Raw genomic sequence first — 24005 nt, 5'->3', positions numbered from 1 at the left:
CGGGACATGATCGCGATATGATTAAGAAAGGTGCAATGACCTTTCAGCGCGGCCGGCGCGTTTCGGCGCTGCCGGAGCCCTGTGGCTCCGTTCGGGCGCGGCTGATACTCATTGATTCACGGCGCGGAGCGCCATAAATCTGTCTGCGCGGGGGCGCGGACGGCAACCTGCATGGAGGAGGATAAGGAAATGAAGTATGTGTGTGATATCTGCGGATGGGTCTATGATGAGGCGGAGGGAGCTCCGGATCAGGGAATCGCGGCAGGGACCAAATTCGACGATCTGGACGACGATTTTGTGTGCCCGATCTGCGGAGTAGGGAGAGATTCTTTCTCTCAGGCGGAGTAAATTTTCCACGAAGGAACGATCACCGGCCGCGGCAGCTGTAAAATATCCGGCAAACGGCGCAAAATGGGGATTTTTGTTGACAAACGCTTACGGAGCGACTATAAATATGGTATGTCACCTGTGAAAACGGGCAATTAAAGAGACCTTTAGGAGGATCGTTACAAATGAACAAGACAGAACTGATCGCAGCGATGGCTGAGAAGTCCGGACTTTCCAAGAAAGATGCCGAGGCTGCACTCAAGGCATTTACCGAGACTGTGGCGGAGGAGCTCCGGACGAAGGACGGCAAGGTTCAGCTCGTCGGCTTCGGAACCTTTGAGGTTGCGGAGAGAGCGGCCCGCGAGGGAAGAAATCCTCAGACCGGCAAGGTCATGAAGATCAAGGCTTCCAAGGCTCCCAAGTTCAAGGCCGGCAAGGCTCTTAAGGATGCCATCAACTGATTATTGTTGTGTCATTGATGTGTGATGGCCTGGAGAGAAATCTCCGGGCCATTTCTTTCCCGGAAATGAAGAACGGCGATGCGACTGGATAAATATCTGAAAATTTCCCGCCTGATCAAGCGGCGGACGGTGGCGAACGAGGCCTGCGACAACGGCCGCGTTCTGCTGAACGGAAAAGCCGCGCGCGCGTCTGCCGAAGTGAAGCCCGGGGATATTCTCGAGATCAGCTTCGGAAACCGCGTGACGAAAGCGGAGATTCTTGCGGTGGAGGAAACCGTCCGCAAGGAAGCGGCCGGAGATCTGTTCCGGTACCTTTGAGGGGGAGCGTCGGGTGAGCGGAAAGAGGAGACGAAAGCGACAGCGGCATAAAGGACTTCTTCTCGCTGCGCTCGCAGTGGGGATCGTGGTCGGCGTCATCGGCTTCCGGTGCTACGCGCTGCAGAATACGCTGGCGGCGGATCAGAAGCTGGAGCTGGCGACGCAGGAGCAGCTTGCGGCAGAGGAGCAGCGGCAGGCCGAGCTCGACGAATACGAGAAGTATACGAAGACCAAGAAATATATCGAAGAGGTCGCGAGGGACAAGCTGGGTCTTGTCTATGAGGGCGAGACGGTTTTCAGGAACGAGGACGGCGAGTGAGCTGTCTTCGTTCTTTGCTGTCATGCGCCGGCGCAGGGTGTTTTTTACGGCGCGTGCCTCGCTGAAAAAACGCTTCGGCATGGAGGATATCGTGAGAGCATCTGATCTGGCGCGCCGGACGGGGCGGACCATGGTGGAATTTCATATGACGCAGCCGGGCGACCGCGTGATTATAGGACTTTCCGGCGGTGCGGACTCCCTGTGCCTTGCGCTTGTGCTGAAAGAGCTCTCGGAGGATATGGGCTTTCTCCTCCGCGCCGTTCATGTCCAGCACGGTCTCCGGGAGACGGCGGAACGGGATGCGGATTTTGTCCGGGCTTTCTGCAGGGAGGAGGGGATCGCGCTGCGCGTCGAGTATATGCAGGCGGACGTCTACGCGCGGGAGCACCGCCTCTCTTTGGAGGAGGCGGGCCGGGAGCTGCGGCAGCAGGCTTTCCGCCGCGCGGCGGAGGACTGGGATGCAGAATGCGCCGCGGTGCGCCGCCCCTGCCGCATCGCACTTGCGCACCACAGGGAGGACTGTGCGGAGACGGTGCTCTTTCATCTGAGCCGGGGCTGTTCTCTTCCGGGCCTTTCGGGGATCCGGCCGCTCTCGGAGAACCGCATCCGTCCCCTCATCCGGGCCTCCCGGGAGGAGATTGAGGCCTATCTTGCGGAAAAGGGCAGAGACTGGTGCCTTGACGAGACGAACGACAGCGATGCGTATACGCGCAACCGCATCCGTCACCATATCCTGCCGGCGCTTGAGGAGTCGGTGCACGGCGGCGCAGCGGAGCATATCGCGGAGCTTGCGCTCGCGGCGGCGGAGCTGGAGGATTATCTGGAGCGGGAAACCGGGCGGGCCGAGGCCCTCTGCCGGACAGAGGGAGGCCTCTGCATCGGTCGGCTGGAGGAATATCCGCTGCTCCTGCAGCGTCGGATACTGTACCGGGCGCTCTGCGGAGCGGCCGGACGCAAGAAGAATATCGGGCGCAGGCATGTGGAGCAGCTCCTCTCGCTGTGCCGCAGTCAGGAGGGGAGCGCGCAGATGCGGTTCCCCGGAGGACTCCGCGCGGAGCGGCGCTACGGCAGCCTGCTCCTCTTCCGGGAGGACGCTCCGCAGCAGAATCTTCCCGGACTCTATATTGACGGAAATGGAATCTCCCGTCCTTTTCCGCGCGCTCCGGAGGCCTATGCCGTCCGGGAGTGCCCGCCGGAGCAGCGCCGGAGCACTGCGGACGAGCGGGCGGATCGGTATACGAAATACTTTGATTATGATAGAATAGCCACGGATTTGTGTTTCCGGACGAGGTGCCCCGGGGATGTGATCACCATCGGGGCGGGCGGAGAGAAGAAGACGCTCCGCCGCTTTATGATCGATGAAAAGATACCGGCGGCTGCCCGTGACAGGCTGGTGCTCCCGGCGGCGGGCAATGAAATTCTGTGGGTGCCCGGCTTCCGCGTGAGCGGACGGTTCGGGGTGGCGGACCGGACGGAGCGGCTGCTGGAGATCACGCTGAAAAATACAGAGACCGGAAACGGCAGAAAATAACGGTGCAGAAAACGCCGCGGCGGAGGAGAGTATGTCAGAGACAATCAATGTGCTGATTTCAGAGGAACAGATCGATCAGAAGATCCGTGAGCTGGGAGAACGGATTTCCAGAGACTACATGGGGAAAAGCATCACGCTGGTGGGAATCCTCAAGGGCGCGAGCTTTTTCATGTGCGAGCTGGCAAAGCGGATCTCGGTTCCGGTGTATGTCGATTTCATGTCGGTATCGAGCTACGGAAACGCGACGAAGTCGAGCGGTGTCGTCCGCATCAACAAGGATCTGGACGATTCCATTGAAGGACGCGACGTGATCATTGTGGAGGATATCATCGATTCCGGCCGGACGCTGAGCTATCTCACGGAGATGCTCGCAGGACGCGGCGCGTCGTCGATCCGCGTGGCGACGCTTCTCGACAAGCCGGAGCGGCGCGTCGTGGATTTCAAGCCGGATTACAGTGGCTTCACGATCCCGGACACCTTTGTGGTCGGCTACGGGATGGACTATGGCCAGCGCTACCGCAATCTGCCGTATATCGGCGTTGTGACGCTCGACTGAGGCGGCAGAGAGGGAGTATTTTTGGAAACGAAAAATCAGAAGAATTTCAATGCATATTTCTGGGTCGGCCTGATCGTCCTGTTTGCGATGATCTTTCTGACGCCGCTGTTCCGTGAGAATTTCAGTCCGGATGCGACGGCGTATACACTGGGCAGCTACGAGGAAGATCTCAGTGCAGGCCGGGTCAGTCAGGTCGTGATCATTCCGAACCGCGACACACCGACCGGGGCGGCCCGCGTTCTGCTCCGCGAGGGCGGCACGCAGACTCTTTACGCGACGGACATCACCGAGGTGGAGGCGCTGGCCCGGGAGGCCGGGATCGACGCGATCGTGCGGGATGTGCCGCAGCAGAGCTGGTTTATGACCAGCGTGGTTCCGGTGCTCATGGTGGCCGGGGTCTGTCTGCTCTTTTTCTTCATGATGAACGCGCAGCAGATGGGCGGCGGGGCGAATCAGAAGATGATGAATTTCGGGCGGAGCCGCGCCAAAATGTCCGACGGCTCGCATCCGGTCCGGCTCGATGACGTGGCGGGGCTTCATGAGGAAAAGGAAGAGCTCGGGGAGATCATCGACTTCCTGAAGAATCCGCAGAAATACGTGGAGATCGGGGCCCGCATTCCCAAGGGAGTGCTGCTGGAGGGAGCCCCGGGCACCGGAAAGACCCTCCTTGCCAAGGCCGTCGCCGGAGAGGCCGGCGTGCCGTTTTTCAGCATTTCCGGTTCGGATTTTGTCGAGATGTTCGTCGGTGTCGGCGCCTCCCGCGTGCGCGATCTGTTCGAGGAGGCGAAAAAGAACGCCCCCTGCATCGTGTTTATCGATGAGATCGACGCGGTGGCAAGGCGCAGGGGCACCGGTCTGGGCGGCGGACATGACGAGAGAGAGCAGACGCTCAACCAGCTCCTTGTGGAAATGGACGGCTTCGGCGTCAATGAGGGCATCATTGTCATGGCGGCTACGAACCGCGTGGATATTCTGGATCCCGCGATTCTCCGTCCGGGGCGCTTTGACCGCAAGATCAGCGTGGCGCTCCCCGATATCCGGGGGAGAGAGGAAATTCTCCGTGTCCATGTGCGGAACAAAAAGCTGGGCGAGGATGTGAAGCTCGCGGAGATTGCGCAGACGACGGCGGGCTTTTCCGGAGCCGATCTCGAGAACCTGATGAATGAGGCGGCGATCCGGGCGGCGGCCGATGACCGCGGTTATATTCAGCAGAGCGATATTCAGGCGGCTTTCATCAAGATCGGAATCGGCGCGGAAAAGCACAGCCGCATTATCTCCGACAAGGAAAAGCGCATCACCGCCTATCATGAGTCCGGCCATGCGATTCTGTTTCACGATCTGCCGGATGTGGGGCCGGTCTACACCGTCTCGATCATTCCGACCGGCATGGGGGCGGCCGGCTACACGATGCCGCTGCCGGAGAAAAATGAGATGTTCATGACAAGAGGGCAGATGCTGCAGGATATCATGGTCAGCCTTGGCGGACGCATCGCGGAGGAGCTCGTGCTCGACGATATCACGACCGGAGCCTCCTCGGACATCAAGCGGGCGACGGCCGCGGCGCGCAAGATGGTGACGCGCTACGGAATGTCCCGGAATCTGGGAACGGTCAATTACGAGCAGGAGGAAGAGGACGTGTTCCTCGGCTATGATCTGGGGCACGCCAGCCGGCATTCCGAGCTGATGGCGGGAGAGATCGACAAGGAGGTCCGGGCGATTGTGGACGACTGCTACCGGAAAGCCAAGGAGATCATCATGAACCGCCGGGATGTGCTCGAGAAATCGGCGCAGCTCCTCCTTGAGAAAGAGAAGATTACGGGCAGCGAGTTTGAGGCTCTCTTTGAATCGTAAATGCATCGTGAAAAATCAACAAAAACCGGCAATGATAATTGTTAACTTTGTCACTTCTTGATATTTACCGGATCGGGGGGCGGATGCTACTATACTAATTGTAACCCCCCCCCAATACATTATAAGTTTTTTGTTATACCCCATTAGAAGAATACCTTCTGTAAAAGAGACAGTCCCCCCAAGCACTGTCTTTTTTATTGCAAAAAGCACCTGTTCAGCATCGTATTTGCAGCCTGAGGAGCAGAATGAACGAGACGGAACGGAAAGCGCTGTTCTGTGATTATACGTCGGATTATGTGGAGCCGTGGCAGCCGATGCCGGGCACGCGGGTGACGATCCGGCTGCGCACATGGAGGGCGGCGGATTGCCGCTGCTTTCTCGTGATCCGCGGCCGCGGGGAATATCCCATGGTGCGCGGGCGCGAGAACGGAAGCTTTGCGTGGTATGAGGCGGCGGTCATGACAGGAGAGGAAAGACTCTCGTGGCATTTCCGCGTGGAGGATGAGGCGGAGAGCATCTTCTTTACGCGCCGCGGCGAGGAGAGGAAGCTCTGCGATGCCTCGTGGTGGAACCTGATCCCCGGCTTTCGGACACCCGAATGGGCCGTCGGAGCCGTCATGTATCAGATCTATGTGGACCGCTTCTGCAACGGGGACCGGTCCAACGATGTGCTGAGCGGGGAGTATCAGTATGTCGGGGCGCAGGCGAGGCGAGTGGAGGACTGGAACCGTCTTCCGCAGGCGGACGATATCCGGGATTTTTACGGCGGCGATCTGCAGGGCGTCATGGATCGTCTGGATTATCTCGCGGAGCTCGGCATTGAGGCGATCTACCTAAATCCCCTGTTTGTTTCCCCCTCGAATCACAAGTATGACAGTCAGGATTATGAGCACATCGATCCTCACTACGGCAGAATCGTGCGGGACGGCGGAGAGCTTCTCGCAGAGGGAGAGACGGACAACCGGCTTGCGACCCGCTATATTCTGAGGACCACCGATCCCGCCAATCTGGAGGCCAGTGACGCGCTGTTCGCGCAGCTCGTGGAGGAGGCGCACCGGCGCGGAATCCGGGTCATCATCGACGGTGTGTTCAATCACTGCGGCTCGTTCCACCGCTGCTTTGACCGCGAGGGCATCTATGAGCGGCTCCCCGGACCGCGGGGCGCGTATACCGACGAAAAATCTCCGTTTCGGAGCTGGTTTGCTTTCCGAAAGGACAAGGCGGGGCAGACGCGCTGCGAAAGCTGGTGGGGCTACGATACGCTGCCGAAGCTCAATTATGAGAACGCGCCGGAGCTGGAGGAATATATCTTCTCCATCGGGAGGAAGTGGGTGTCTGCGCCCTACGGTGCCGACGGCTGGCGCCTCGATGTCGCGGCGGATCTCGGACACTCCCTGGAGTATAACCACAGCTTCTGGAGGCGCTTCCGGGAGGCCGTACGGGAGGCGAATCCGGAGGCGGTCGTGCTGGCGGAACATTACGGGGATTCCTCACCGTGGCTGCAGGGCGGCGAGTGGGACACGATCATGAATTATGACGCGTTCATGGAGCCGGTGACATGGTTTCTGACAGGCATGGAGAAGCACAGCGACAGCTGGTGGCCGGAGCTCATGGGAGATACGGACAGCTTCTGGAAGCGCATGACTTACTTCAACGACGGGGAAATGTGCGCTCCTCCGATCTATATCAGCATGAACGAGCTGTCGAACCACGATCATTCGCGTTTTCTCACCCGGACGAATCACGCGGTGGGACGCGTTGCGGAGCTCGGCTCGGAGGCGGCGGAGCGGAATGTGAACAAGGCAGTGTTCCGCGAGGCGGTCGTGCTGCAGATGACGTGGCCGGGCGCGCCGACGATTTACTACGGCGACGAGGCGGGGCTCTGCGGCTTTACGGATCCCGACAACCGCCGCAGCTACCCGTGGGGAAGAGAGGACAAGGCGCTCATTGCCTTTCATCGGGAGCTGATCCGGATACGGAGAGAAAACCCGTGCCTGCGCACAGGGGCTCTGCGGCAGATGGCGGCGGAGCAGGGGGTCATCGGCTACGCCCGCTTTGACCGGTCGGAAACGCTGCTGATTTTGGTGAATAACAACGAGACGGAGCGGACACTCCGGATCGAAGCGCTGTATGCGGATATTCCCGCGGATGCCCGGCTGGAGCGCCTGCTGCTCACGGAGGCCGGAGGCTTTTCCTGCGCGGGAGAGGGATGTGCTGTGCAGGATGGGATTTTAGAGTTCACGCTGCCCGGAACGGCGGCGATCATCCTGCGCTGGAAAAATGACAGCGAATGACGGTACCGGCGGGCGGCTGTCCCGGATAAGCCGGCGGCTTTTTCTTCCGTCGGGGCATCTGCCCGCTTAAAGCAGCTCCGTCCCGATATCATAGCGCCTGCCCTCTACGGCGTCACGAAGCCATCCGGCCATCGTGGCGCCTTTTTTGTTGCGCGTGTAGAAATAGCGGAGCCGGACGGCTGTATGGATCGTTCCGGGCTGCCCCTTGGTGTAGATGGGATTTTTCCAGTTGTTGAAGAAGAAAGAAAAATCCGGATCGAGAGCGCGAAGCTGCGGCACGAGCTGCCGGAGCTGGCAGCGGAAGCACTTCTGCACGGCGCTGTCGGTGCGGTAGACGCGGTTCGTCATGTCATTGTAAAAGGCGCTCAGCAGATAGTCGTGGGTGGAGCTGGCATACAGGCAGCGGAAACGCCCCGGGTGCGAGGCAAGGAGCGCGCGGTACCAGTCGAGAACGATGTTATCGGAGCGGAGCGGCTCCCATACGGAGGCGTCCGCGTGCCACACATCCCGGGCGATGCTCTGCCACTGATCGTTGATGAGCAGGGCGCTGTCGGAGAAGAGGGTGATGTCGCCGCAGTCCGGATACCAGTCGTCGGCAATGGTTCCCGCAAGGGCGGGGACGGCGAACGCGCCGGCGGAGTCCCCTGCGACGAGGAGCTTTGTGGGCGTATCAAAGAAAGAAAGGCAGAGCTTCATGGCCTCCTCAAAATTGCGTCGGCCATGAAAATGGAGGATCTGCCGGGAGCCGTCGAGGGCGGTGTACGGGAAATCGTTTCGGCCCACGTGAAAATCGCCGGTCGTATACGGAACGACGACCATGTTCCAGTCCCAGAACGGGTTGTGTGCGGGGCTGTTTTCGGTGATGCCGATGTTGATGTTCATGATCTGCGTGAACGGGCGCAGATTATTCCAGTAATAATTGGGCTCGCCGGCCGCGACGGCGGCTCCGGTGACGGGCCTTGCCGCCGTATATTCGTTCCATGCCGCGCCGCCGCCGGACAGAAAGAGGCAGAGCCGCTTCGTGTTTCCCCTGCGGAGATAGATATGGTAGGCGGTGCCGTCGCCGGAGAGCCCCTCGGGAACGGGGATGCGGTACCAGACGTGCAGCATGGGCTCGCCGCTCAGCACAGGGGCCTCCTCGCGCTGCTCGATGAAGCTTCCGATCGAGTGCTCGACAAAGCTCCCCGCGTTGGCGGCGAACACCTTTGCCTGTTTCCGGCGCCGTTCCCGGCGGTTTTTATTTTCAGAGGATGAAGTCTGATCTTTCATGGGAGTCACCATGCGGAAGCACCCTGTGCGGGCATGCGTCGGGGACAGCCTGCACCGGCGGTTCTGCGGCTGCGGTCAAAGGCTGAACCATTTCCTTGAAGCGGACAGGAGCTCGCGCGAACGGAAGATCACGCCGCCGGAACCGAAGACGACCAGCGCCGCCATGCACAGAACCGCCGGGATTGGGAACGGATTGACGCCGAGCGCCAGCGGGATCATCTGGAAGAGAGAGAGCAGCACGATGAAAAAGAGATAGATGATATAGGTTTCCAGCGTCAGCTTGACGATCATGCCGAGAGTCACCGTGAGAATCGCCATGAAGACGAACACCGAGGGGATTACCCATGCGACGGACCAGCCGTGAAAGCCGGTGCGCAGATCAGCGATGAGGCAGATGAGCATGACGATATAGAATTCCATGGTGAGCATCTTGATGACGTTGTTCCGGAAATAGGTGGCGACCCGGAGATCAGCCCACACAACGGGCGCGATCAGCATGGCCAGCGACACGCCGGGAAGCGAACGGCCCGTCAGATAATTAACGGCGGCCAGAGAAATCTCAATCAGGATCAGCAGGAATGTGATGATCTTGAAAAACAGGGAGAGCTTGCTTTCGATGTTCTGCTGCGTGACCGGGAACGCGCCCTGCCCGGGCTCGCCGGTGAGCGGCCCCTGACATAAGGGGCAGCAGGCCTTGTTTCCCCGGATCGAGATCCGGCATTTCGGACAATACTGCATCAGCGGGCCTCCTTTGCGGCTTTTTTCTGCTGCTTTGCCGCGCGCCGCTTTTCTCTGCGCCGGCTCCGGGCGCGCCGCGCGGCCGTCTTTTTTTCTGCGGCAGACTCTGCGCTGTCCGGCGCATCGCAGTCGTTGGTGGCGATCTCGGCCTCCATGCCCATCGCGGTCAGACGGCGGTAGAAATGGAGCATGACCTGATGATCGGCGTAGGAGCCGGCGGAGCCGAAGACCAGCTTGTCGCCGTAGGTCGCCATGGTGATCTGCATGGACGGCGCCGTCATGAAAGCGGCGAAGTGGTCGATATAGCCCTCGACCTCGCGGGGCATGTGTATGCGCTCCATATTGGAGATGGTGGCGGTGATGCCGCTGTGCGCGTGGGCCAGATAATAGGTCATCACGGGCTCCTTGAGAAAGAGGGGCACGACCTTGACCACGTAATTGTTGACCAGCGCCGAGTAGGAATTCATGGTGCTGCTGATGCGGTCGGGCGTAAGCTGTGCGGAAAAGGAGGCGCGGACGACATCGATGATGCTCTCCAGCGTGCCGTCGTATTTGTCGGCCGAGAACGGAATGTTGATGACGCCGAAAAAGTTCCGGGCCGTCTCGGAGGGAAAGAACTGCCGGAGATTCACCGGCACGCTGATGACGACGGGACGCTTTCTGTCATGGACGGACATGCCGTCGAGAATGGCGGCAATATAGAGCGAGACGGCCAGAATGCCGACGGTCGTCCGGTGCTCATGGGCGGCGTCCACAAAGCGCTTTGCGGAGACGACGCCCTCGATCAGATGATTCTGCAGGTTGGGATCGCGGTCCGTGCGGATCTGGAACGCCTTGACGGAGGTCATCTGCTTCAGCTGATCCGAGCCTTTGACGTGCCGGTAATAGTGGGAAAAGGCGTCGCCTGCTTTTTCCTGCAGAGAGGAGGTATCGGTCACGCCGGCGTCCTCGAGCGAAAGATGATGGGCCCTTGCGAGGTAGTTCGTCAGCAGCCGGCGGAAAAAGACAAAGGCTCCGGTTCCGTCGGCGAGAACATGAAACATTTCGAGATTGATGCGGCAGTGGTAGTAGGTCACGCGGTAAAGGAGGTTCCTGCGTCCGGGAAAATAGATCGGACGCAGGGCAGCGTGCGCATCCTCCTCAACCCGCGCAGTCCGGCGCAGGCCGTCAAGGTAATACCAGAAGAGCCCCTTGCGCAGATAGCTGTTGAGATAGGGAAACTCCTCCATCGTATCGTCGAGGCACTGCTGGAGGAGCTCCGGATCCACCGGCTCTTTCAGCTCGCAGGCGATGCGGAATACCCGCGTGTCGGAGCCATGCGCGGAGCAGGGGACAATAATCGCGGCGTTATCAAGCTTATACCACTTATTTGTATAATTGGAGGCCATCATGCTGTCATTATAGCATATTTCGGGGGCGGTCTCTTCCGCCCGTTTGCTTGCGCTGAGGGGGGCGGTGAGCTATAATTTTGGCGTAGCATAAAATATTCCTTATAGGAAAGGTGGTAAATATTATGCCTATCGTTACAAGCACTGAGCTTTTCAAAAAGGCATACGACGGCGGTTATGCCATCGGCGCTTTCAACATTAACAACATGGAGATCGTTCAGGCCATCACCGAGGCGGCGGCGGAGCTGAAGAGCCCGGTTATCCTGCAGGCCTCTCAGGGCGCGAGAAAGTACGCGAACAGCGTCTATCTCGTAAAGCTCGTCGAGGCGGCGGCGGAGCTTCATCCGGAGCTTCCCATCGTGCTTCATCTGGATCACGGCGCGGACTTTGCAACCTGCAAGGACTGCGTTGACAACGGCTTCACCTCCGTCATGATCGACTATTCCAGCCACGATTTCGAGGCGAACGTCGAGGAGTCCAGAAAGGTTGCGGAGTACGCGCACGAGCGCGGGGCTGTCGTTGAGGCGGAGCTCGGCACGCTGGCGGGCATCGAGGATGCGGTTTCTGTCGATGCGGACAAGGCGATGTTCACCGACCCGGATCAGGTCGAGGAGTTTGTGAACCGGACCGGCGTCGATTCCCTTGCGATCGCGATCGGAACCAGTCACGGCGCATACAAGTTCAAGCCAGGCACGGATCCGAAGCTGCGCCTTGATATTCTCGCCGAGGTCTCGAGAAGACTTCCCGGCTTCCCGATCGTTCTTCACGGATCTTCCTCTGTTCCGCAGGAGTATGTCCGCATCATCAACGAGAACGGTGGCGCTCTCAAGGATGCGATCGGCATTCCGGAGGATCAGCTCCGCGAGGCGGCAAAGGGAGCGGTCTGCAAGATCAATATCGATTCCGACCTCCGTCTCGGCCTGACGGCGGGCGTCCGTCAGCACTTTGCGGAGCACCCGGATCACTTTGATCCCCGTCAGTATCTCACCGACGGCCGCAAGAACGTCAAGGACATCGTCGCACACAAGATCACGGCGGTTCTCGGCTCCGACAATAAGATCTGAGTCAGATTCTGAATTAAATTTCAATAAAATAATAAATCCCGCAGTGACGGGCGGCAGTGAAGCTTCTGCCGTCCGCTGCTGCGGGATTTTGTTGTACTGAAAAGGGTCGGAATCCTGCCGGGAGGGCTGGGAGCTGGAGCTTACAGTTCCCCCGCGGCGCCTCTTTCGATCAGATCCATGATGATGGGCACGGCGTTCGTCTGGCCGCTCTCCTCCATGGCCTTGATATACTTGCGCCGGCTGTCGCTGAGCGTATGGACTGCGTCCAGAATGCGGTCGGGCAGCTCGTCGTCGGAAATCACCATGCTGTACCCCTGCCGCTCAAAGGAGGCGGCGTTCAGAAGCTGGTCTCCGCGGCTGCTGGAGGAGGGGAGAGGAACGAGGATCGCAGGCTTTTTGAGAGCGAGAAGCTCGCAGATCGCATTGGCGCCGGCCCTTGAGATGACAAGCTCTGCCATCGCAAAGAGGTGGCGGAGATCCGCCTTTACAAATTCAAACTGCCGGTAGCCGGGAATGGTCAGGCGGAGGTTGTCCACCTTGTCCTTTCCGCAGATATGGACGATCTGAAAATCGCGGAGAAGCTCCGTCAGGTTCTCGCGCACGGCCCGGTTCACCGACGCGGAGCCGAGGCTCCCCCCGATAACCATGAGCACGGGCTTTCCGGGAGCAAAGCCGCAGAGCTCGTAGCCCTTTTCCGGGTCGCCGTCAAGAAGCTCGCTGCGGATCGGCGTTCCGGTGAGAACGGCCTTGTCGGGCGGAAGAGAGTCCATGGTTTCCGGGAAATTACAGCAGATTTTTCTGGCGGCCGGAGCGCACAGCCGGTTGGCAAGCCCCGGCGTCATATCCGATTCGTGAATGATGCAGGGGATGCGGAGCGCCGCGGCGGCCCGCACGACCGGAACGCTGACAAAGCCGCCCTTGGAAAACAGAACGTCGGGGCGGTATTCTTTCAGAAGCGTCTTTGCCTGCCGGTATCCCCGGATGACGCGGAACGGATCAGTGAAGTTTTTGGGATCAAAATAGCGCCGGAGCTTGCCGGTTTCGATGCCGTCATAAGGGATGCCGTAATCGGCGATGAGGCGCTTCTCGATGCCGTTTAAGGAGCCGATATACCGGATCTCGTAGCCGGCCTCCTGCAGCGCCGGAAGAAGAGCCAGATTGGGCGTGACGTGGCCCGCGGTTCCTCCGCCGGTCAGTATGATTTTTTTTCGGGTCGTTTTTGCGCGGTCTGCCGCTTCCGTCATAAGCTCCGCTTCGCCGCTTCTCATGACAGGGCCGCTTTCAGCGCTTTTGCGAGCTGATCCGGACAGCTGGTATCCTTTAAGCCGCAGCGGGTTCCCTCGAGCAGTTCGATCACCTCCTCGGCGCGCCGTCCCTCGACCAGTCGGCTGATGCCTTTCAGATTGCCGTTGCAGCCGTTCGTGAATTTTACGCCGTGAATGATGTGGCCGCCGTCAAGCTCCAGCTCGATCTGTGAGGAGCAGGTGCCGTGTGTTTTGTAAATCATTGCGATCCTCCGTGCGGTTCGTGAATTTCCTATCAATATTAGTTGAAAGAGCCGGGTTTATCAAGTGAGCGCAGTTGTATTTTTAATATCGTGCTGATAAACTTACCCGTGAAAACAAGAGACAGACAAAGGAGGCAGACATGGCAAAAATTACCTTGGATTATTCCAGAGCGGCACAGTTTGTCAGCGAAGAGGAAGTGGCGAACATCAAGCGGCAGGCGCTGGATGCGAAAGAGCTTCTGGTTTCACGCGGGGGAGCCGGCAGCGACTTTCTCGGCTGGATCGATCTTCCGGTGAACTATGATAAGGAAGAGTTTGCGAGAATCAAAAAGGCGGCGGCGAAGATTCAGTCCGACTCCGAGGTCCTCGTCGTGCTCGGCATCGGCGGCTCCTATCTCGGGGCGCGGGCGGCGATCAACTTCCTCCGCCATAATTTTTACAACACGGTGTCAAAGGAGATCCGCAAAACGCCGGAAATCTATTTTGCGGGCAACTCCATCAGCAGCACCTATCTGGCGAATCTGACGGAGGTCATCGGCGACCGGGACTTCTCCGTCAATGTGATTTCCAAATCCGGGACCACCACGGAGACCTCCATTGCGTTCCGTATTTTCCGCGAGCTTGCGGAGAAGAAATACGGCAAGGAGGGTGCGGCGGCAAGAATCTATGCCACCACGGACAAGGCGCGCGGCGCGCTCAAGACGCTGGCGGATGCCGAGGGCTATGAGAGCTTCGTCGTTCCGGACGATATCGGCGGACGCTTTTCCGTGCTTACGGCGGTCGGTCTTCTCCCCATCGCGGTCTCCGGCGCGGATATTGACGCGCTGATGCAGGGCGCGGCAGAGGGGCGCGAGCTTGCGCTTAGCAGCGAGTATGAGGGCAACGATGCGCTCAAATATGCGGCTCTCCGCAATATTTTCCTCCGCAAGGGCAAGACGGTTGAGATTCTGGCGAATTATGAGCCCAGCCTCCATTATATTTCCGAGTGGTGGAAGCAGCTGTACGGCGAGTCCGAGGGCAAGGATCAGCGCGGCCTGTTTCCGGCGTCCGTGGATCTGACCACGGATCTGCACTCCATGGGACAGTTCATTCAGGACGGCGCGCGCATCATGTTCGAGACGGTGCTGAATGTGGAAAAGAGCCGTGAGACGCTCGTCATCGGAGAGGATCCCGAGAATCTGGACGGCCTCAATTTCCTGACCGGCAAAACGGTTGATTTTGCGAATAAGGCGGCGATGAACGGGACGATACTGGCGCATACCGACGGGGATGTGCCGAATCTTGTCATCAGCATTCCGGAGCAGACGGAGCGGTATCTCGGGCAGCTCTTCTATCTGTTTGAGTTTGCCTGCGGCGTATCGGGCTATCTGCTCGCGGTGAATCCGTTCAATCAGCCGGGCGTTGAGAGCTACAAGCGCAATATGTTTGCCCTGCTCGGAAAGCCCGGCTATGAGGATCAGACGGAGGCGCTGCTTGCAAGACTCGGGAACTGAGACGAGGGAGATGCGGACAGACGGCGGCGGTGAAGCGCCGGGGGCGGCTTGCGTGCGGGAGCGGCTGACGGCGCTCGCGGAGCCGGCCTACGGCGATTTCATGGCAAAGCTCCTCCCGACCCTTGCGAGGAAGGAGCTGCTGGGGATCCGCACGCCGGTGCTGCGCCGCTTCGCGGCAGAGCTCTGGAGCGAGGACCGCGTTGCCGCGGAGGCCTTTCTCGGAGAGCTTCCGCATCATTTTTTTGAAGAAAATATGCTTCATGGCTTTCTGATCGACAGGCTTCGCGACTACGAGGAGACACTGGAGGCGCTGGACCGCTATCTGCCGTTTCTGCGCTGCTGGGCGGAGAGCGACAGTCTTGTGCCGAAGCTGTTCCGGAAGCACCGGGAGGAGCTCTATGAGAGCGGCCGGATACAGGACTGGCTGCAGTCCGAGAACGTCTACTCCAAGCGCTTCGGGATGAATGTTCTCATGAGCTGCTATCTCGGGGAGCATTTCCGGGCGGAGATGCCGGAGCAGGTTCTGTTTTCGCTGAACAAGTTTTACCGGGACAGAAGCATCCGCTGCGAGGAGCCGCCGCAGGAGCGCTCGGATGACTATTATCTGCGGATGATGACGGCGTGGTATTTCGCGACGGCCATGGCGAAGCAGGAGGCGGCCGCGCTGCCGTATCTGGAGAGCCGGCTGCTGGATCCGTGGACGCACAACAAAACGATACAGAAGTGCATCGAGAGCTTTCGCGTTGATGGGGAACGGAAGCGATATCTCCGCACACTCCGCATCGCAAAGAGCGCGGCGCAGACCGCGAGGGGAGCAAATGGCTGAGAGGAAACGGTACCGCTGGGGAATCATCGGAGCGGGCGCGATTGTGCGCCGCTTCACGAAAGGGCTGTCCGCGCTGGAGGATGTGTGCATTTACGGCGTGGCCGGGAGACGCAGAGAGCCGGCGGAGCGCTTTGCCGAGGAGCTCCGCTCCCGCGGGGCGGACGAGGTCCGGCTTTTTGATACGGCGGAGGCCCTCGTCAGCGATCCTGCGGTCGACGTGGTCTATATCGGCGCGCCGAACGATGCGCATGCGCCGCTCTGCCGCCTTGCGCTGGAGCATGGAAAGCATGTGCTGTGCGAGAAGCCCTTTGCCCTGAACGAGCGGCAGACGAGGGAGCTGACAGAGCTTGCGGAGAAAAAGGGTCTTTTTCTCATGGAGGCGATGTGGAGTCGTTATCTCCCCGCGATCCGCAGGGCAAAGGAGATCGCGGAGAGCGGCGGAATCGGAAAAATCAGCCACATCCGGGCGAGCTTCGGCTGGCACAATCCGTCGGTGAACGCCGCGCAGCGCCTCTTCGATCCGAAGCAGGGAGGCGGCGCGCTGCTGGATGTCGGCGTCTATCCGATCAATTTCGCATTGAATTTCATGGGGCGCTTCCCGGATGAGATCCGGGCATACGCCTCTGTCGGCGCCACCGGTGTGGATGAGACGAACGATATCGAATTTCTGTATCACGAGGACGGCGGCCGGGATGTGCTGTGCCAGATCTCCTCCTCGACGCGCTGCGATATCGGGACGGAGGGCTGCATCAGCGGCGAATACGGAGAGCTCCGCTTTCCGGTGCACTGGGCGCCCGATCATTTTTTCTGGAAGCATCCGAAGCCGGAAATCCCCGACGCGGCGGAGAGAATCTACGCGCTTCTGCCGGACGGGACGCCGAATGCAAAGCCGCTTCTTACAGAGGAAGACTTTGTGACGGAGAGGGTGGACTGTCCGTTTATCGAAAACGGCTTCGAGTACGAGGCGATGGAGGTGATGTCCTGCCTCCGCGGGGGCAGAACGGAGAGCCCGCTGCATCCGATGGAGGAGACGGCGCGCATCATGGCCATGCTGGACGGGATGCGGAGAGTATGGGGCGTGACGTATCCGGAGGACTGAGTTGCGGCAGTAAGGGAAGCATCAGGGGAAAGTATCAGAGAGAAGCATCAGAGGAAAGCGCCGCAGGAGAATGAGCGGCAGAGAAAGCGGAGAGGCCGCCGGCAGAGTATCATTTGCCGGAGGCCTCTCCTGATTCATGTCTTTTGCCCGGGTATTTTCCCGGCGGGGCTTCATGCCGCGCAGCGTTCCCGTTTCGATTTATGCCTCGGCGACAGCGCTGGTGAATGCGTCAAGCTTCGCGGCGTCCGCAGCCAGAAGAACGCTGCGAATTGTGAGCGTCGTGTCCAGAATGGTGACGTTTTTCATGGTGCAAAGCTCTGCAGCCATGAGCTTTGCCGCGACGGGCGACCACGTTCCGTTCTCCGCGAGGGCGAAAATGCGGTTCTGCACGGCGAGAGCCTTTATGTCATGGAGAAACGTGAGCATTTTCGGGTAGATTCCCATGTTGTAGGTGGGGCAGAACAGAACGATTTTGGCGCAGCGCCACACCTCGGCAATGAGGTAGGAGCAGTCCGTCTCAGAGGCGTCGTACACGCGGACGGGACGCCCCGACTTCTCATGAATCTGTGCGGCGGCAGCCTGCGCAGCGCTCTCTGTATGTCCGTAGAGGCTGCTGTACACGACGAGAATGTCATCGGTCTCGGGGGTGTAGGAGGACCATTTCTGATAGAGGTCGAGGAGAAAAGGGATGCCGTCCCGGTGAACCGGCCCGTGCAGGGGGCAGATGATCCGAATGTCGAGTGGAGCCGCCTTTTTCAGGAGCGTCTGCACCTGCGCGCCGAATTTGCCGACGATATTGGCGTAGTAGCGGCGTGCCTCGTCGAGATATTCCGCCCGAAAATCGTGTTCGTCCGCAAAGACGGAGCCCTCGACGGCGCCGAACGTTCCGAACGCGTCCGCGGAGAACAGAACCTTGTCATAATCGTCATAGGAGACCATGACCTCGGGCCAGTGCACCATCGGCGCCGCGACAAAATGCAGCGTGTGGCGGCCGGTGCAGAGGGTGGAGCCCTCCGCGACCTCGAGATGGCTGACGGAGGCGTGCTCGGGATAGAACTGGCAGAGCATGGCAAAGGCTTGTCTGCCGGAAACCACCGTGATGCCCGGATAGAGCCGGAGAATGGCGCCGATCATCGAGGCGTGGTCGGGCTCCATGTGATGAATGACGATATAATCGAGGGAACGGCCGCCCAGAGCGCCGGCGAGATTTTCAAGAAACTGATCGGCAACGGAGGAATCCGACGTGTCCATCAGAACCGTTTTATCGTCGATCAGCACGTAATTGTTATAGGAAACGCCGTTCGGCAGGGGGAAGATGTTCTCAAAGCGGGACAGCCGGTGATCGCTGGCGCCGATTGCCAGAAGATCCCCGGTTATTTTGTGAATGTTCTGCATGTGCAAGGCTCCTTTCAGATACCGCCGCGGCCTGCGGCGAGCGATATGAAGCCGGAATGCGCACCGCACGGGGGCATGCACCGAAGCCCCTGCGAATGCTTCCGGCCACTTTCATTATACAGATTCGGGGATGGGATTCAAGGCTTGCGGCTCGCGGTACATTGTGGGAATGTTTTGCGATAGTGTATAATCAAACCGTATGCGCAGAAAGCGGCGCATGGTTTCTTCATTACAAACAGCAGCGCTGCGGCGCGAAAGGAATTTTATGCAGCAGATGCGAAAAACAAAAATCGTGTGCACCATCGGCCCGGCCAGCGAGAGCAGCGACATGCTGCGGCGTCTGATCCATGCGGGGATGAATGTGGCGCGGTTCAATTTTTCCCACGGAGATCATGCCGAGCATAAGGCGAAATATGACCGTCTTGTCAGTCTGCGCCGGGAGATGAATCTGCCGGTGGCGACACTCCTTGATACCCGCGGGCCGGAGATCCGGCTGGGAAAGTTTGGCGGCGGAAAGGCGGTTCTGGAAAAAGGGCAGAAGTTTGTTCTCACGACGGAGGAGGTCACCGGCGACAAGACGCGTGCCTCTGTCACGCACCGGGATCTGCCGGCGGATGTCCGCGTCGGAGGAGCGATTCTCATCGACGACGGTCTGATCGAGATGACGGTGGACGAGGTCCGGGGAAAGGAAATTTTCTGCACCGTATTAAATGGGGGACCGGTGTCGGATCACAAGGGCGTCAACGTGCCCGGAGCGAAGCTGTCCATGCCTTTTATCAGCGAGCGCGACCGCGCGGATATTCTCTTTGGCTGCGAGCTGGGCTTTGACATCATCGCCTGCTCCTTTACCCGCACGGCGGAGGATATCCGGGAGGTCAAGCGCCTCCTCGCATCGCGCGGCGGTCATATGATGATCATCGCCAAGATCGAGAGCGTGCAGGGGGTCGAGAATCTCGAGGAAATTCTTCAGGAAGCCGACGGCATCATGGTGGCTCGCGGCGATCTGGGCGTGGAGGTGCCTCTTCAGAATGTGCCCTCCCTGCAGAAGCAGATGATCAAGCTCGCGGAGCGCGAGGGCAAGCAGGTCATCACCGCGACGCAGATGCTGGATTCCATGATTCACAATCCCCGTCCAACGCGGGCGGAGGTGACGGATGTGGCAAACGCGATTTATGACGGGACCACGGCGATCATGCTCTCCGGGGAGACGGCGAACGGGGAGTACCCGGTGCAGGCCGTGGAGACGATGGCGAGCATCGCCGAGCGCACGGAGGTCGACATCGACTATCTGCGCCGTATGTCCCGCCGCATGGTCGACGGGAAAAAGGTCGACGTCACCACCGCCATTTCGCACTCCGCCTGCACCATCGCGGCGGATATTCACGCGGACGCGGTGATCACCGTCACCATGTCCGGCTTCACGGCCACAAGATTGTCCCGCTACAAGCCGACCTGCCCGATTCTTGCCTGTACGACGAAGAGCAGCGTGGCCTGCCGGCTGAATATTCTGTTTGACACCTATCCTCTCATCATTCAGGAGGAGGATAATATGGAGGAGCTGTTCCAGTCCGCGATCCGGCAGGCGCGCCTTGCGGGCTATGTGAAGCCCGGCGATACGGTGGTTCTGACGGCCGGCGTTCCGCTCGGCTCCTCCGGCAAGACCAACATGGTCCGCGTAGAGGACGTGGTTTGAGATGAGCAATCGCATTTTCTGCCTGCTGGGACCGAGCTCCTCGGGCAAGGACAAGCTGTACAGGACCCTGCTGCAGAACAGCGCCCTCTCCCTGCGCAGGGTGGTGCTTTACACGACCCGTCCGAAGCGCTCGGGCGAGGAGGAGGGGCGGCAGTACCGCTTTACGACGGAGGAGCAGTACGGTGAATTTTGCCGCAGCGGGCGGATCATCGAGGAGCGCGCCTATGATACCGTGCACGGAATCTGGCGGTATTACACGGTGGACGACGGGCAGATCGATCTGTCTGTTTCCAGCAGTCTGATCATCGCGACGCCGGAGGCGCTGCGTTCTTTCCGGGCGTATTTCGGCGGGGAGGCCGTTGTGCCGCTCTATATTCATGTGGACGACGGCGAGCGTCTTGCGCGGGCGCTTAAGCGGGAGCGGGCGCAGGCGTCTCCGAAATATGCCGAGATGTGCCGCCGGTTTCTTTCGGATACAGAGGATTTTTCGCCGGAGAAGCTCGCCGCGGCCGGGATCGGCGCGGAGAATACCTACGAGAATCCCGACGGGGAGCTGGAACGTTGTGCGCAGAGGCTCGCGGCGGCGATTCTCGCACAGACCGGCGTGCAGGAGCAGGACGGCGGAGAATGAAAAAGTTTACCGATATCATCGGACAGGAACAGATACGGGAATATCTGCAGCGGGCGCTGCGGGACGGGCGGATCTCGCACGCCTATATCATCGACGGTCCGGCGGATTCGGATAAAAATGAGCTGGCGGAGGTGTTTGCGGCGGCGCTGCAGTGTCTGTCCCCGGCAGCGGATGCGCAGGGCGGGGGAATCGAGCCCTGCGGGGAGTGCATTTCCTGCATTCAGGCCGCGGCGGGGGCGCATGCGGATATCATTCATGCGGCGACAGAGAACAAAAGGTCCGTCGGCGTGGACGATGTCCGGGCGATTCGGGACGATATCGTGATCAGGCCCTATTCCGGGAACCGTAAGGTATACATCATCCGCGATGCCGAGCGGATGACGGCGGCGGCGCAGAATGCGCTGCTCAAGACGCTGGAGGAACCGCCCGGATACGCCGTGCTGCTGCTCCTCGCGGATGGGGTAACCGGCTTTCTTCCCACGGTGCTGAGCCGCTGTGTGGTTCTCAGGATGAAGCCTGTCGCGGAGCAGAAAATTGCAGAGGCGCTTCGCATGCAGGCGGCGGCATGGAACCGCGGGCATCCGGAGGAGCCGGCCGAAGCCGGTGAGGAGGAGCTTGCTTTCTGCGCAGGCTTTGCGGGAGGGAATCCCGGCAGGGCGTTTGCACTTCTTCGGAGCCCCGGCTTTGCAGAGGAAAGAAAAAAGGCCGCCGGCCTTTTAGAGCGGATCGGCGGTATGAACGCGGCCGAGCTCGCAGCGGCGGCGCAGGAGTATGCGGAGGACGCCGCCGCGCAGAAGCGGAGCGGCGCGGGCAAAGGAGACGCGGAGAAAGGTGCGGCGCAGTTTCCCCTGACGGAGTTTCTGCGTCTGTGGTTCCGGGACGTTCTTGTCCTGAAAGCGACCGGGGAAGAGGGGCGTCTCCTCTTCCGCGACCGGCTCGCGGCGCTGTATTCCGCGGCGGACCGGCTCTCCTACGAGGGACTCGGCCGGATCAGCGAGGCGCAGGCGCTTTATGAGAAGAGGCGGAAAGCGAACGTCAGCGAGGCGCTTGCTCTGGAGCTGCTTCTCCTTGCGGTCAGAGGGCAGATGAAAAAATAACCCTGCTTCGGAATGCAGGTGCGGAGGAAAAACAGGAATGGCAGACGAAGAGATCAAAATCTCATTTACCGAGACGGTGCATGAAGAGAGTGAAAAGGGAGCGGTGGCGGACGGGAAAATGCCGGCCGTGCCCGTGGCGTATGAGCGCCCCGCGTTCGAGCTTGCCCGCAGCGAGCAGAAGCGGCAGGAGCCGAGGGAAAAAAGAGGAATGCAGGGGGACCGGCGGGAGCCGGAGAACCTCATTGCGGTCCGCTTCCGGCAGGGAGGCAAGGCCAGCTATTTTGACGCCGGGGAACTTTCTGTCCGCAGCGGCATGCATGTGATTGCCGAGACGGCAAGGGGCATGGAGTACGGCGCCGTGACGGGGGTGCCCGCGGCGCTCCGGCTGTGCCGCTTCCGGCAGCCGGTCCGCAGGATACTCCGGATCGCTACGCCGGAGGACGACGCAAGGAACCGCGAGAACCGGGAAAAAGAGAGGACGGCCTATCTGGCCTGTCAGGAAAAAATCCGTCAGCACGCGCTGGAGATGAAGCTGATCGCTGCAGAGTATACCTTTGACGGCAGCAAGATCATGTTTTATTTCACGGCGGACGGACGAATCGACTTCCGCGATTTGGTCAAGGACCTTGCGGGCGGCTTCCGCACGCGGATCGAGCTCCGGCAGATTGGCGTGCGCGACGAGACGAAGATGCTCGGCGGCTACGGCGTCTGTGGGAGGCCGCTCTGCTGCGCGTCCTATCTGTCCGATTTTGTGCCGGTGTCGATCAAGATGGCAAAGGAGCAGAGCCTTTCCCTCAATCCGGCAAAGATTTCCGGTGTCTGCGGGAGACTTATGTGCTGCCTCAAGAATGAGGAGGACGTCTACGAGGAGCTGAACAGGAATCTGCCCGGCGTCGGCGACGAGGTCGAAGGGAATGACGGTCTTGTCGGCGAGGTCTCGGGCGTCGATGTGCTCCGGCAGAGAATCCGGATTCTCGTCGAGATCAACGATGAGAAAGAGCTCCATGAGTACGGCGTCGGAGAGTTTACGATCCTGCGCCGCCGGCGGCGCGGCAGCAGCCGCAGCGCGCAGGGAAGCCGGGGCAGAAGGCCCGCGGAGGAGGCAAAGGAAAAGGAGCATGCGGCGCCGGCGCGCCGCGAGGGAGGAAAGCGCGAGCACGGACGGCCTGCAGGCACGAGGGCAGAAACCTCCGACCGGCCTGCCGCCGCAGAGACAGGGACTCCTGACCGGCCGGGGACGGCCCCGGAGCACGAGCACGGCGGAACGCGGCACCGGGGACGCCGCCCGCATCACGGGAACCGGCCGCTCAAGAATCCGGAAGCCGGCGGAAATGCAAAGAGCGGCGGAGAGAATCATGGCTGAAGCCGGCGGAGAGGAGCGGCTTCGGGAGCTCCTCCGGAGCGGGGAGCGCATCGATGATCTGCAGAGAAACGGCCTGAAAATCATTCAGACGCCGGAGCTCTTCTGCTTCGGCATGGACGCGGTGCTTCTGTCCGGCTTTGCCGCGGCGGCGCCGGGAGATCAGGTCCTTGACCTCGGCACCGGCACCGGGATTATCCCGCTCCTCATGTCGGCCAGAACGCAGGCGGCGCGGCTCGTCGGACTCGAGCTGCAGGAGGAGAGCGCGGATATGGCGCGCCGGAGCGTCTGCCTGAACGGGCTGGAGGAGCGCATCACCATCGTACAGGGAGACATCTGCAGGGCCGACCGGCTGTTTGCATCCACTTCCTTTGATGTGGTCACGTCAAACCCTCCCTATATGATTGCGGCGCACGGGCGCAGCAGCATGGCGGCGGCGAAAGCGATTGCGCGCCACGAGCTCTGCTGCACCTTTGCGGATGTGGCCCGCGCCGCGGCGGGGCGTCTGCGCCCGGGCGGGCATTTTTATCTGGTGCACCGTCCGTTCCGTCTGGCGGAGATCATGGTGACGCTGGACGGCGTCGGGCTCACGCCCAAGCGGCTGCGCATGGTGCATCCGTATGCGGACCGTGAGCCGAATATGTTTCTGATGGACTGCGTGCGGGGCGGCAGGCACCGCCTCGCCGTGGAAAGGCCTCTCGTCGTCTATGAGAGGCCGGGGATTTACACGTCGGAGCTTCGTGAGGTCTATGGATACTGACGCCGCGGAGCGGCTCCGGCAGAGAGGA

23 protein-coding genes are annotated in these 24005 nt (G+C 60.3%); 17 read left to right on the top strand and 6 right to left on the bottom strand.

Going from position 1 to position 24005, the window contains the following annotated elements; translation table 11 throughout:
- The first annotated feature begins 189 nt into the window (after positions 1 to 189).
- The 8 genes from E0E20_RS01780 to E0E20_RS01745 all read left to right on the top strand — a co-directional run bounded on the left by E0E20_RS01780 (position 190) and on the right by E0E20_RS01745 (position 7657).
- On the top strand, positions 190 to 348 hold the full coding sequence (locus E0E20_RS01780) for a rubredoxin (protein WP_130836343.1): 159 nt from the start codon (positions 190 to 192) through the stop codon (positions 346 to 348).
- Positions 349 to 512: 164 nt separating this feature from the next.
- Positions 513 to 788, top strand: coding sequence for an HU family DNA-binding protein (locus E0E20_RS01775; RefSeq protein WP_130836342.1), 276 nt, complete (start codon positions 513 to 515; stop codon positions 786 to 788).
- A 78-nt stretch (positions 789 to 866) separates the two neighbouring features.
- The gene (locus E0E20_RS01770; protein WP_130836341.1) at positions 867 to 1106 is read left to right on the top strand and encodes an RNA-binding S4 domain-containing protein; all 240 of its coding nucleotides are present in this window, start codon (positions 867 to 869) and stop codon (positions 1104 to 1106) included.
- Between the two features lie 13 nt (positions 1107 to 1119).
- Positions 1120 to 1425: an FtsB family cell division protein gene (locus E0E20_RS01765; protein ID WP_242622605.1), complete on the top strand. Its 306-nt coding sequence runs from the start codon at positions 1120 to 1122 to the stop codon at positions 1423 to 1425.
- Positions 1385 to 2956 (top strand): tRNA lysidine(34) synthetase TilS, encoded by a 1572-nt coding sequence (gene tilS / locus E0E20_RS01760; RefSeq protein ID WP_130836340.1) that lies wholly within the window; start codon positions 1385 to 1387, stop codon positions 2954 to 2956. The genes E0E20_RS01765 and tilS overlap by 41 nt, the downstream gene beginning before the upstream one ends.
- Before the next feature lie 31 nt (positions 2957 to 2987).
- The gene (gene hpt / locus E0E20_RS01755; protein ID WP_130836339.1) at positions 2988 to 3512 is read left to right on the top strand and encodes a hypoxanthine phosphoribosyltransferase; all 525 of its coding nucleotides are present in this window, start codon (positions 2988 to 2990) and stop codon (positions 3510 to 3512) included.
- Positions 3513 to 3599: 87 nt separating this feature from the next.
- The gene (gene ftsH, locus E0E20_RS01750) at positions 3600 to 5363 is read left to right on the top strand and encodes an ATP-dependent zinc metalloprotease FtsH (RefSeq protein ID WP_130836491.1); all 1764 of its coding nucleotides are present in this window, start codon (positions 3600 to 3602) and stop codon (positions 5361 to 5363) included.
- A gap of 245 nt (positions 5364 to 5608) precedes the next feature.
- The gene (locus E0E20_RS01745; RefSeq protein WP_130836338.1) at positions 5609 to 7657 is read left to right on the top strand and encodes a glycoside hydrolase family 13 protein; all 2049 of its coding nucleotides are present in this window, start codon (positions 5609 to 5611) and stop codon (positions 7655 to 7657) included.
- Positions 7658 to 7723: 66 nt separating this feature from the next.
- On the opposite strand, the gene E0E20_RS01740 is transcribed toward E0E20_RS01745, so the two are convergent.
- The 3 genes from E0E20_RS01740 to E0E20_RS01730 form a co-directional block, all read right to left on the bottom strand.
- Positions 7724 to 8926, bottom strand: a complete 1203-nt coding sequence (locus tag E0E20_RS01740; RefSeq protein ID WP_130836337.1) for a pectin acetylesterase-family hydrolase — start codon at positions 8924 to 8926, stop codon at positions 7724 to 7726.
- A 75-nt stretch (positions 8927 to 9001) separates the two neighbouring features.
- Complete coding sequence (locus E0E20_RS13830; RefSeq protein ID WP_165443936.1) at positions 9002 to 9664, bottom strand: DUF6320 domain-containing protein; 663 nt, start codon at positions 9662 to 9664, stop codon at positions 9002 to 9004.
- Positions 9664 to 11055: a hypothetical protein gene (locus E0E20_RS01730; protein WP_207302813.1), complete on the bottom strand. Its 1392-nt coding sequence runs from the start codon at positions 11053 to 11055 to the stop codon at positions 9664 to 9666. The genes E0E20_RS13830 and E0E20_RS01730 overlap by 1 nt, the downstream gene beginning before the upstream one ends.
- A gap of 122 nt (positions 11056 to 11177) precedes the next feature.
- On the opposite strand from E0E20_RS01730, the gene fba reads away from it, so the two are divergent.
- On the top strand, positions 11178 to 12116 hold the full coding sequence (fba, locus tag E0E20_RS01725; RefSeq protein ID WP_130836335.1) for a class II fructose-1,6-bisphosphate aldolase: 939 nt from the start codon (positions 11178 to 11180) through the stop codon (positions 12114 to 12116).
- A gap of 140 nt (positions 12117 to 12256) precedes the next feature.
- On the opposite strand, the gene E0E20_RS01720 is transcribed toward fba, so the two are convergent.
- Both E0E20_RS01720 and E0E20_RS01715 read right to left on the bottom strand, forming a co-directional pair.
- Positions 12257 to 13360, bottom strand: a complete 1104-nt coding sequence (locus E0E20_RS01720) for an undecaprenyldiphospho-muramoylpentapeptide beta-N-acetylglucosaminyltransferase (RefSeq protein WP_130836490.1) — start codon at positions 13358 to 13360, stop codon at positions 12257 to 12259.
- Between the two features lie 20 nt (positions 13361 to 13380).
- A complete protein-coding gene (locus E0E20_RS01715; RefSeq protein ID WP_130836334.1) occupies positions 13381 to 13623 on the bottom strand; it encodes a TIGR03905 family TSCPD domain-containing protein in 243 nt (80 codons plus the stop codon).
- Between the two features lie 140 nt (positions 13624 to 13763).
- Here E0E20_RS01715 and E0E20_RS01710 point away from each other — a divergent pair, with 140 nt between their 5' ends.
- Genes E0E20_RS01710 through E0E20_RS01700 form a run of 3 tightly spaced genes read left to right on the top strand, consistent with a single transcriptional unit; the run spans position 13764 to position 17041 of the window.
- Positions 13764 to 15116, top strand: a complete 1353-nt coding sequence (locus tag E0E20_RS01710; RefSeq protein ID WP_130836333.1) for a glucose-6-phosphate isomerase — start codon at positions 13764 to 13766, stop codon at positions 15114 to 15116.
- Positions 15097 to 15942: a DNA alkylation repair protein gene (locus tag E0E20_RS01705; RefSeq protein WP_242622604.1), complete on the top strand. Its 846-nt coding sequence runs from the start codon at positions 15097 to 15099 to the stop codon at positions 15940 to 15942. Before E0E20_RS01710 ends, E0E20_RS01705 begins: the two co-directional genes overlap by 20 nt.
- Positions 15935 to 17041: a Gfo/Idh/MocA family protein gene (locus E0E20_RS01700; protein WP_165443935.1), complete on the top strand. Its 1107-nt coding sequence runs from the start codon at positions 15935 to 15937 to the stop codon at positions 17039 to 17041. The genes E0E20_RS01705 and E0E20_RS01700 overlap by 8 nt, the downstream gene beginning before the upstream one ends.
- 198 nt (positions 17042 to 17239) lie before the next feature.
- Here the strand turns inward: E0E20_RS01700 and E0E20_RS01695 are convergent, their stop codons facing one another.
- Positions 17240 to 18436, bottom strand: coding sequence for an FprA family A-type flavoprotein (locus E0E20_RS01695; RefSeq protein ID WP_130836331.1), 1197 nt, complete (start codon positions 18434 to 18436; stop codon positions 17240 to 17242).
- Between the two features lie 265 nt (positions 18437 to 18701).
- On the opposite strand from E0E20_RS01695, the gene pyk reads away from it, so the two are divergent.
- From pyk to E0E20_RS01670, 5 genes are read left to right on the top strand one after another with little or no spacing between them, the layout of a single operon-like run.
- Complete coding sequence (pyk, locus tag E0E20_RS01690; RefSeq protein WP_242622603.1) at positions 18702 to 20129, top strand: pyruvate kinase; 1428 nt, start codon at positions 18702 to 18704, stop codon at positions 20127 to 20129.
- 1 nt (position 20130) lies between these two features.
- Positions 20131 to 20760, top strand: a complete 630-nt coding sequence (locus E0E20_RS01685) for a guanylate kinase (RefSeq protein ID WP_130836329.1) — start codon at positions 20131 to 20133, stop codon at positions 20758 to 20760.
- Complete coding sequence (locus E0E20_RS01680; RefSeq protein WP_130836328.1) at positions 20757 to 21857, top strand: DNA polymerase III subunit; 1101 nt, start codon at positions 20757 to 20759, stop codon at positions 21855 to 21857. Before E0E20_RS01685 ends, E0E20_RS01680 begins: the two co-directional genes overlap by 4 nt.
- A gap of 37 nt (positions 21858 to 21894) precedes the next feature.
- Positions 21895 to 23220, top strand: a complete 1326-nt coding sequence (locus tag E0E20_RS14390) for a PSP1 domain-containing protein (RefSeq protein WP_330508658.1) — start codon at positions 21895 to 21897, stop codon at positions 23218 to 23220.
- The gene (locus E0E20_RS01670; protein WP_130836327.1) at positions 23213 to 23977 is read left to right on the top strand and encodes a tRNA1(Val) (adenine(37)-N6)-methyltransferase; all 765 of its coding nucleotides are present in this window, start codon (positions 23213 to 23215) and stop codon (positions 23975 to 23977) included. Before E0E20_RS14390 ends, E0E20_RS01670 begins: the two co-directional genes overlap by 8 nt.
- The last annotated feature ends 28 nt before the right edge of the window (positions 23978 to 24005 follow it).

Origin of the sequence: Lachnoclostridium sp. Marseille-P6806, assembly GCF_900625025.1 — a bacterium.
In the GTDB taxonomy this organism is placed as follows: domain Bacteria; phylum Bacillota; class Clostridia; order Lachnospirales; family Lachnospiraceae; genus CAG-791.
The sequence above is the reverse complement of the archived record's forward strand: the minus strand, read 5'-3'. Positions and strand labels throughout refer to the sequence as shown.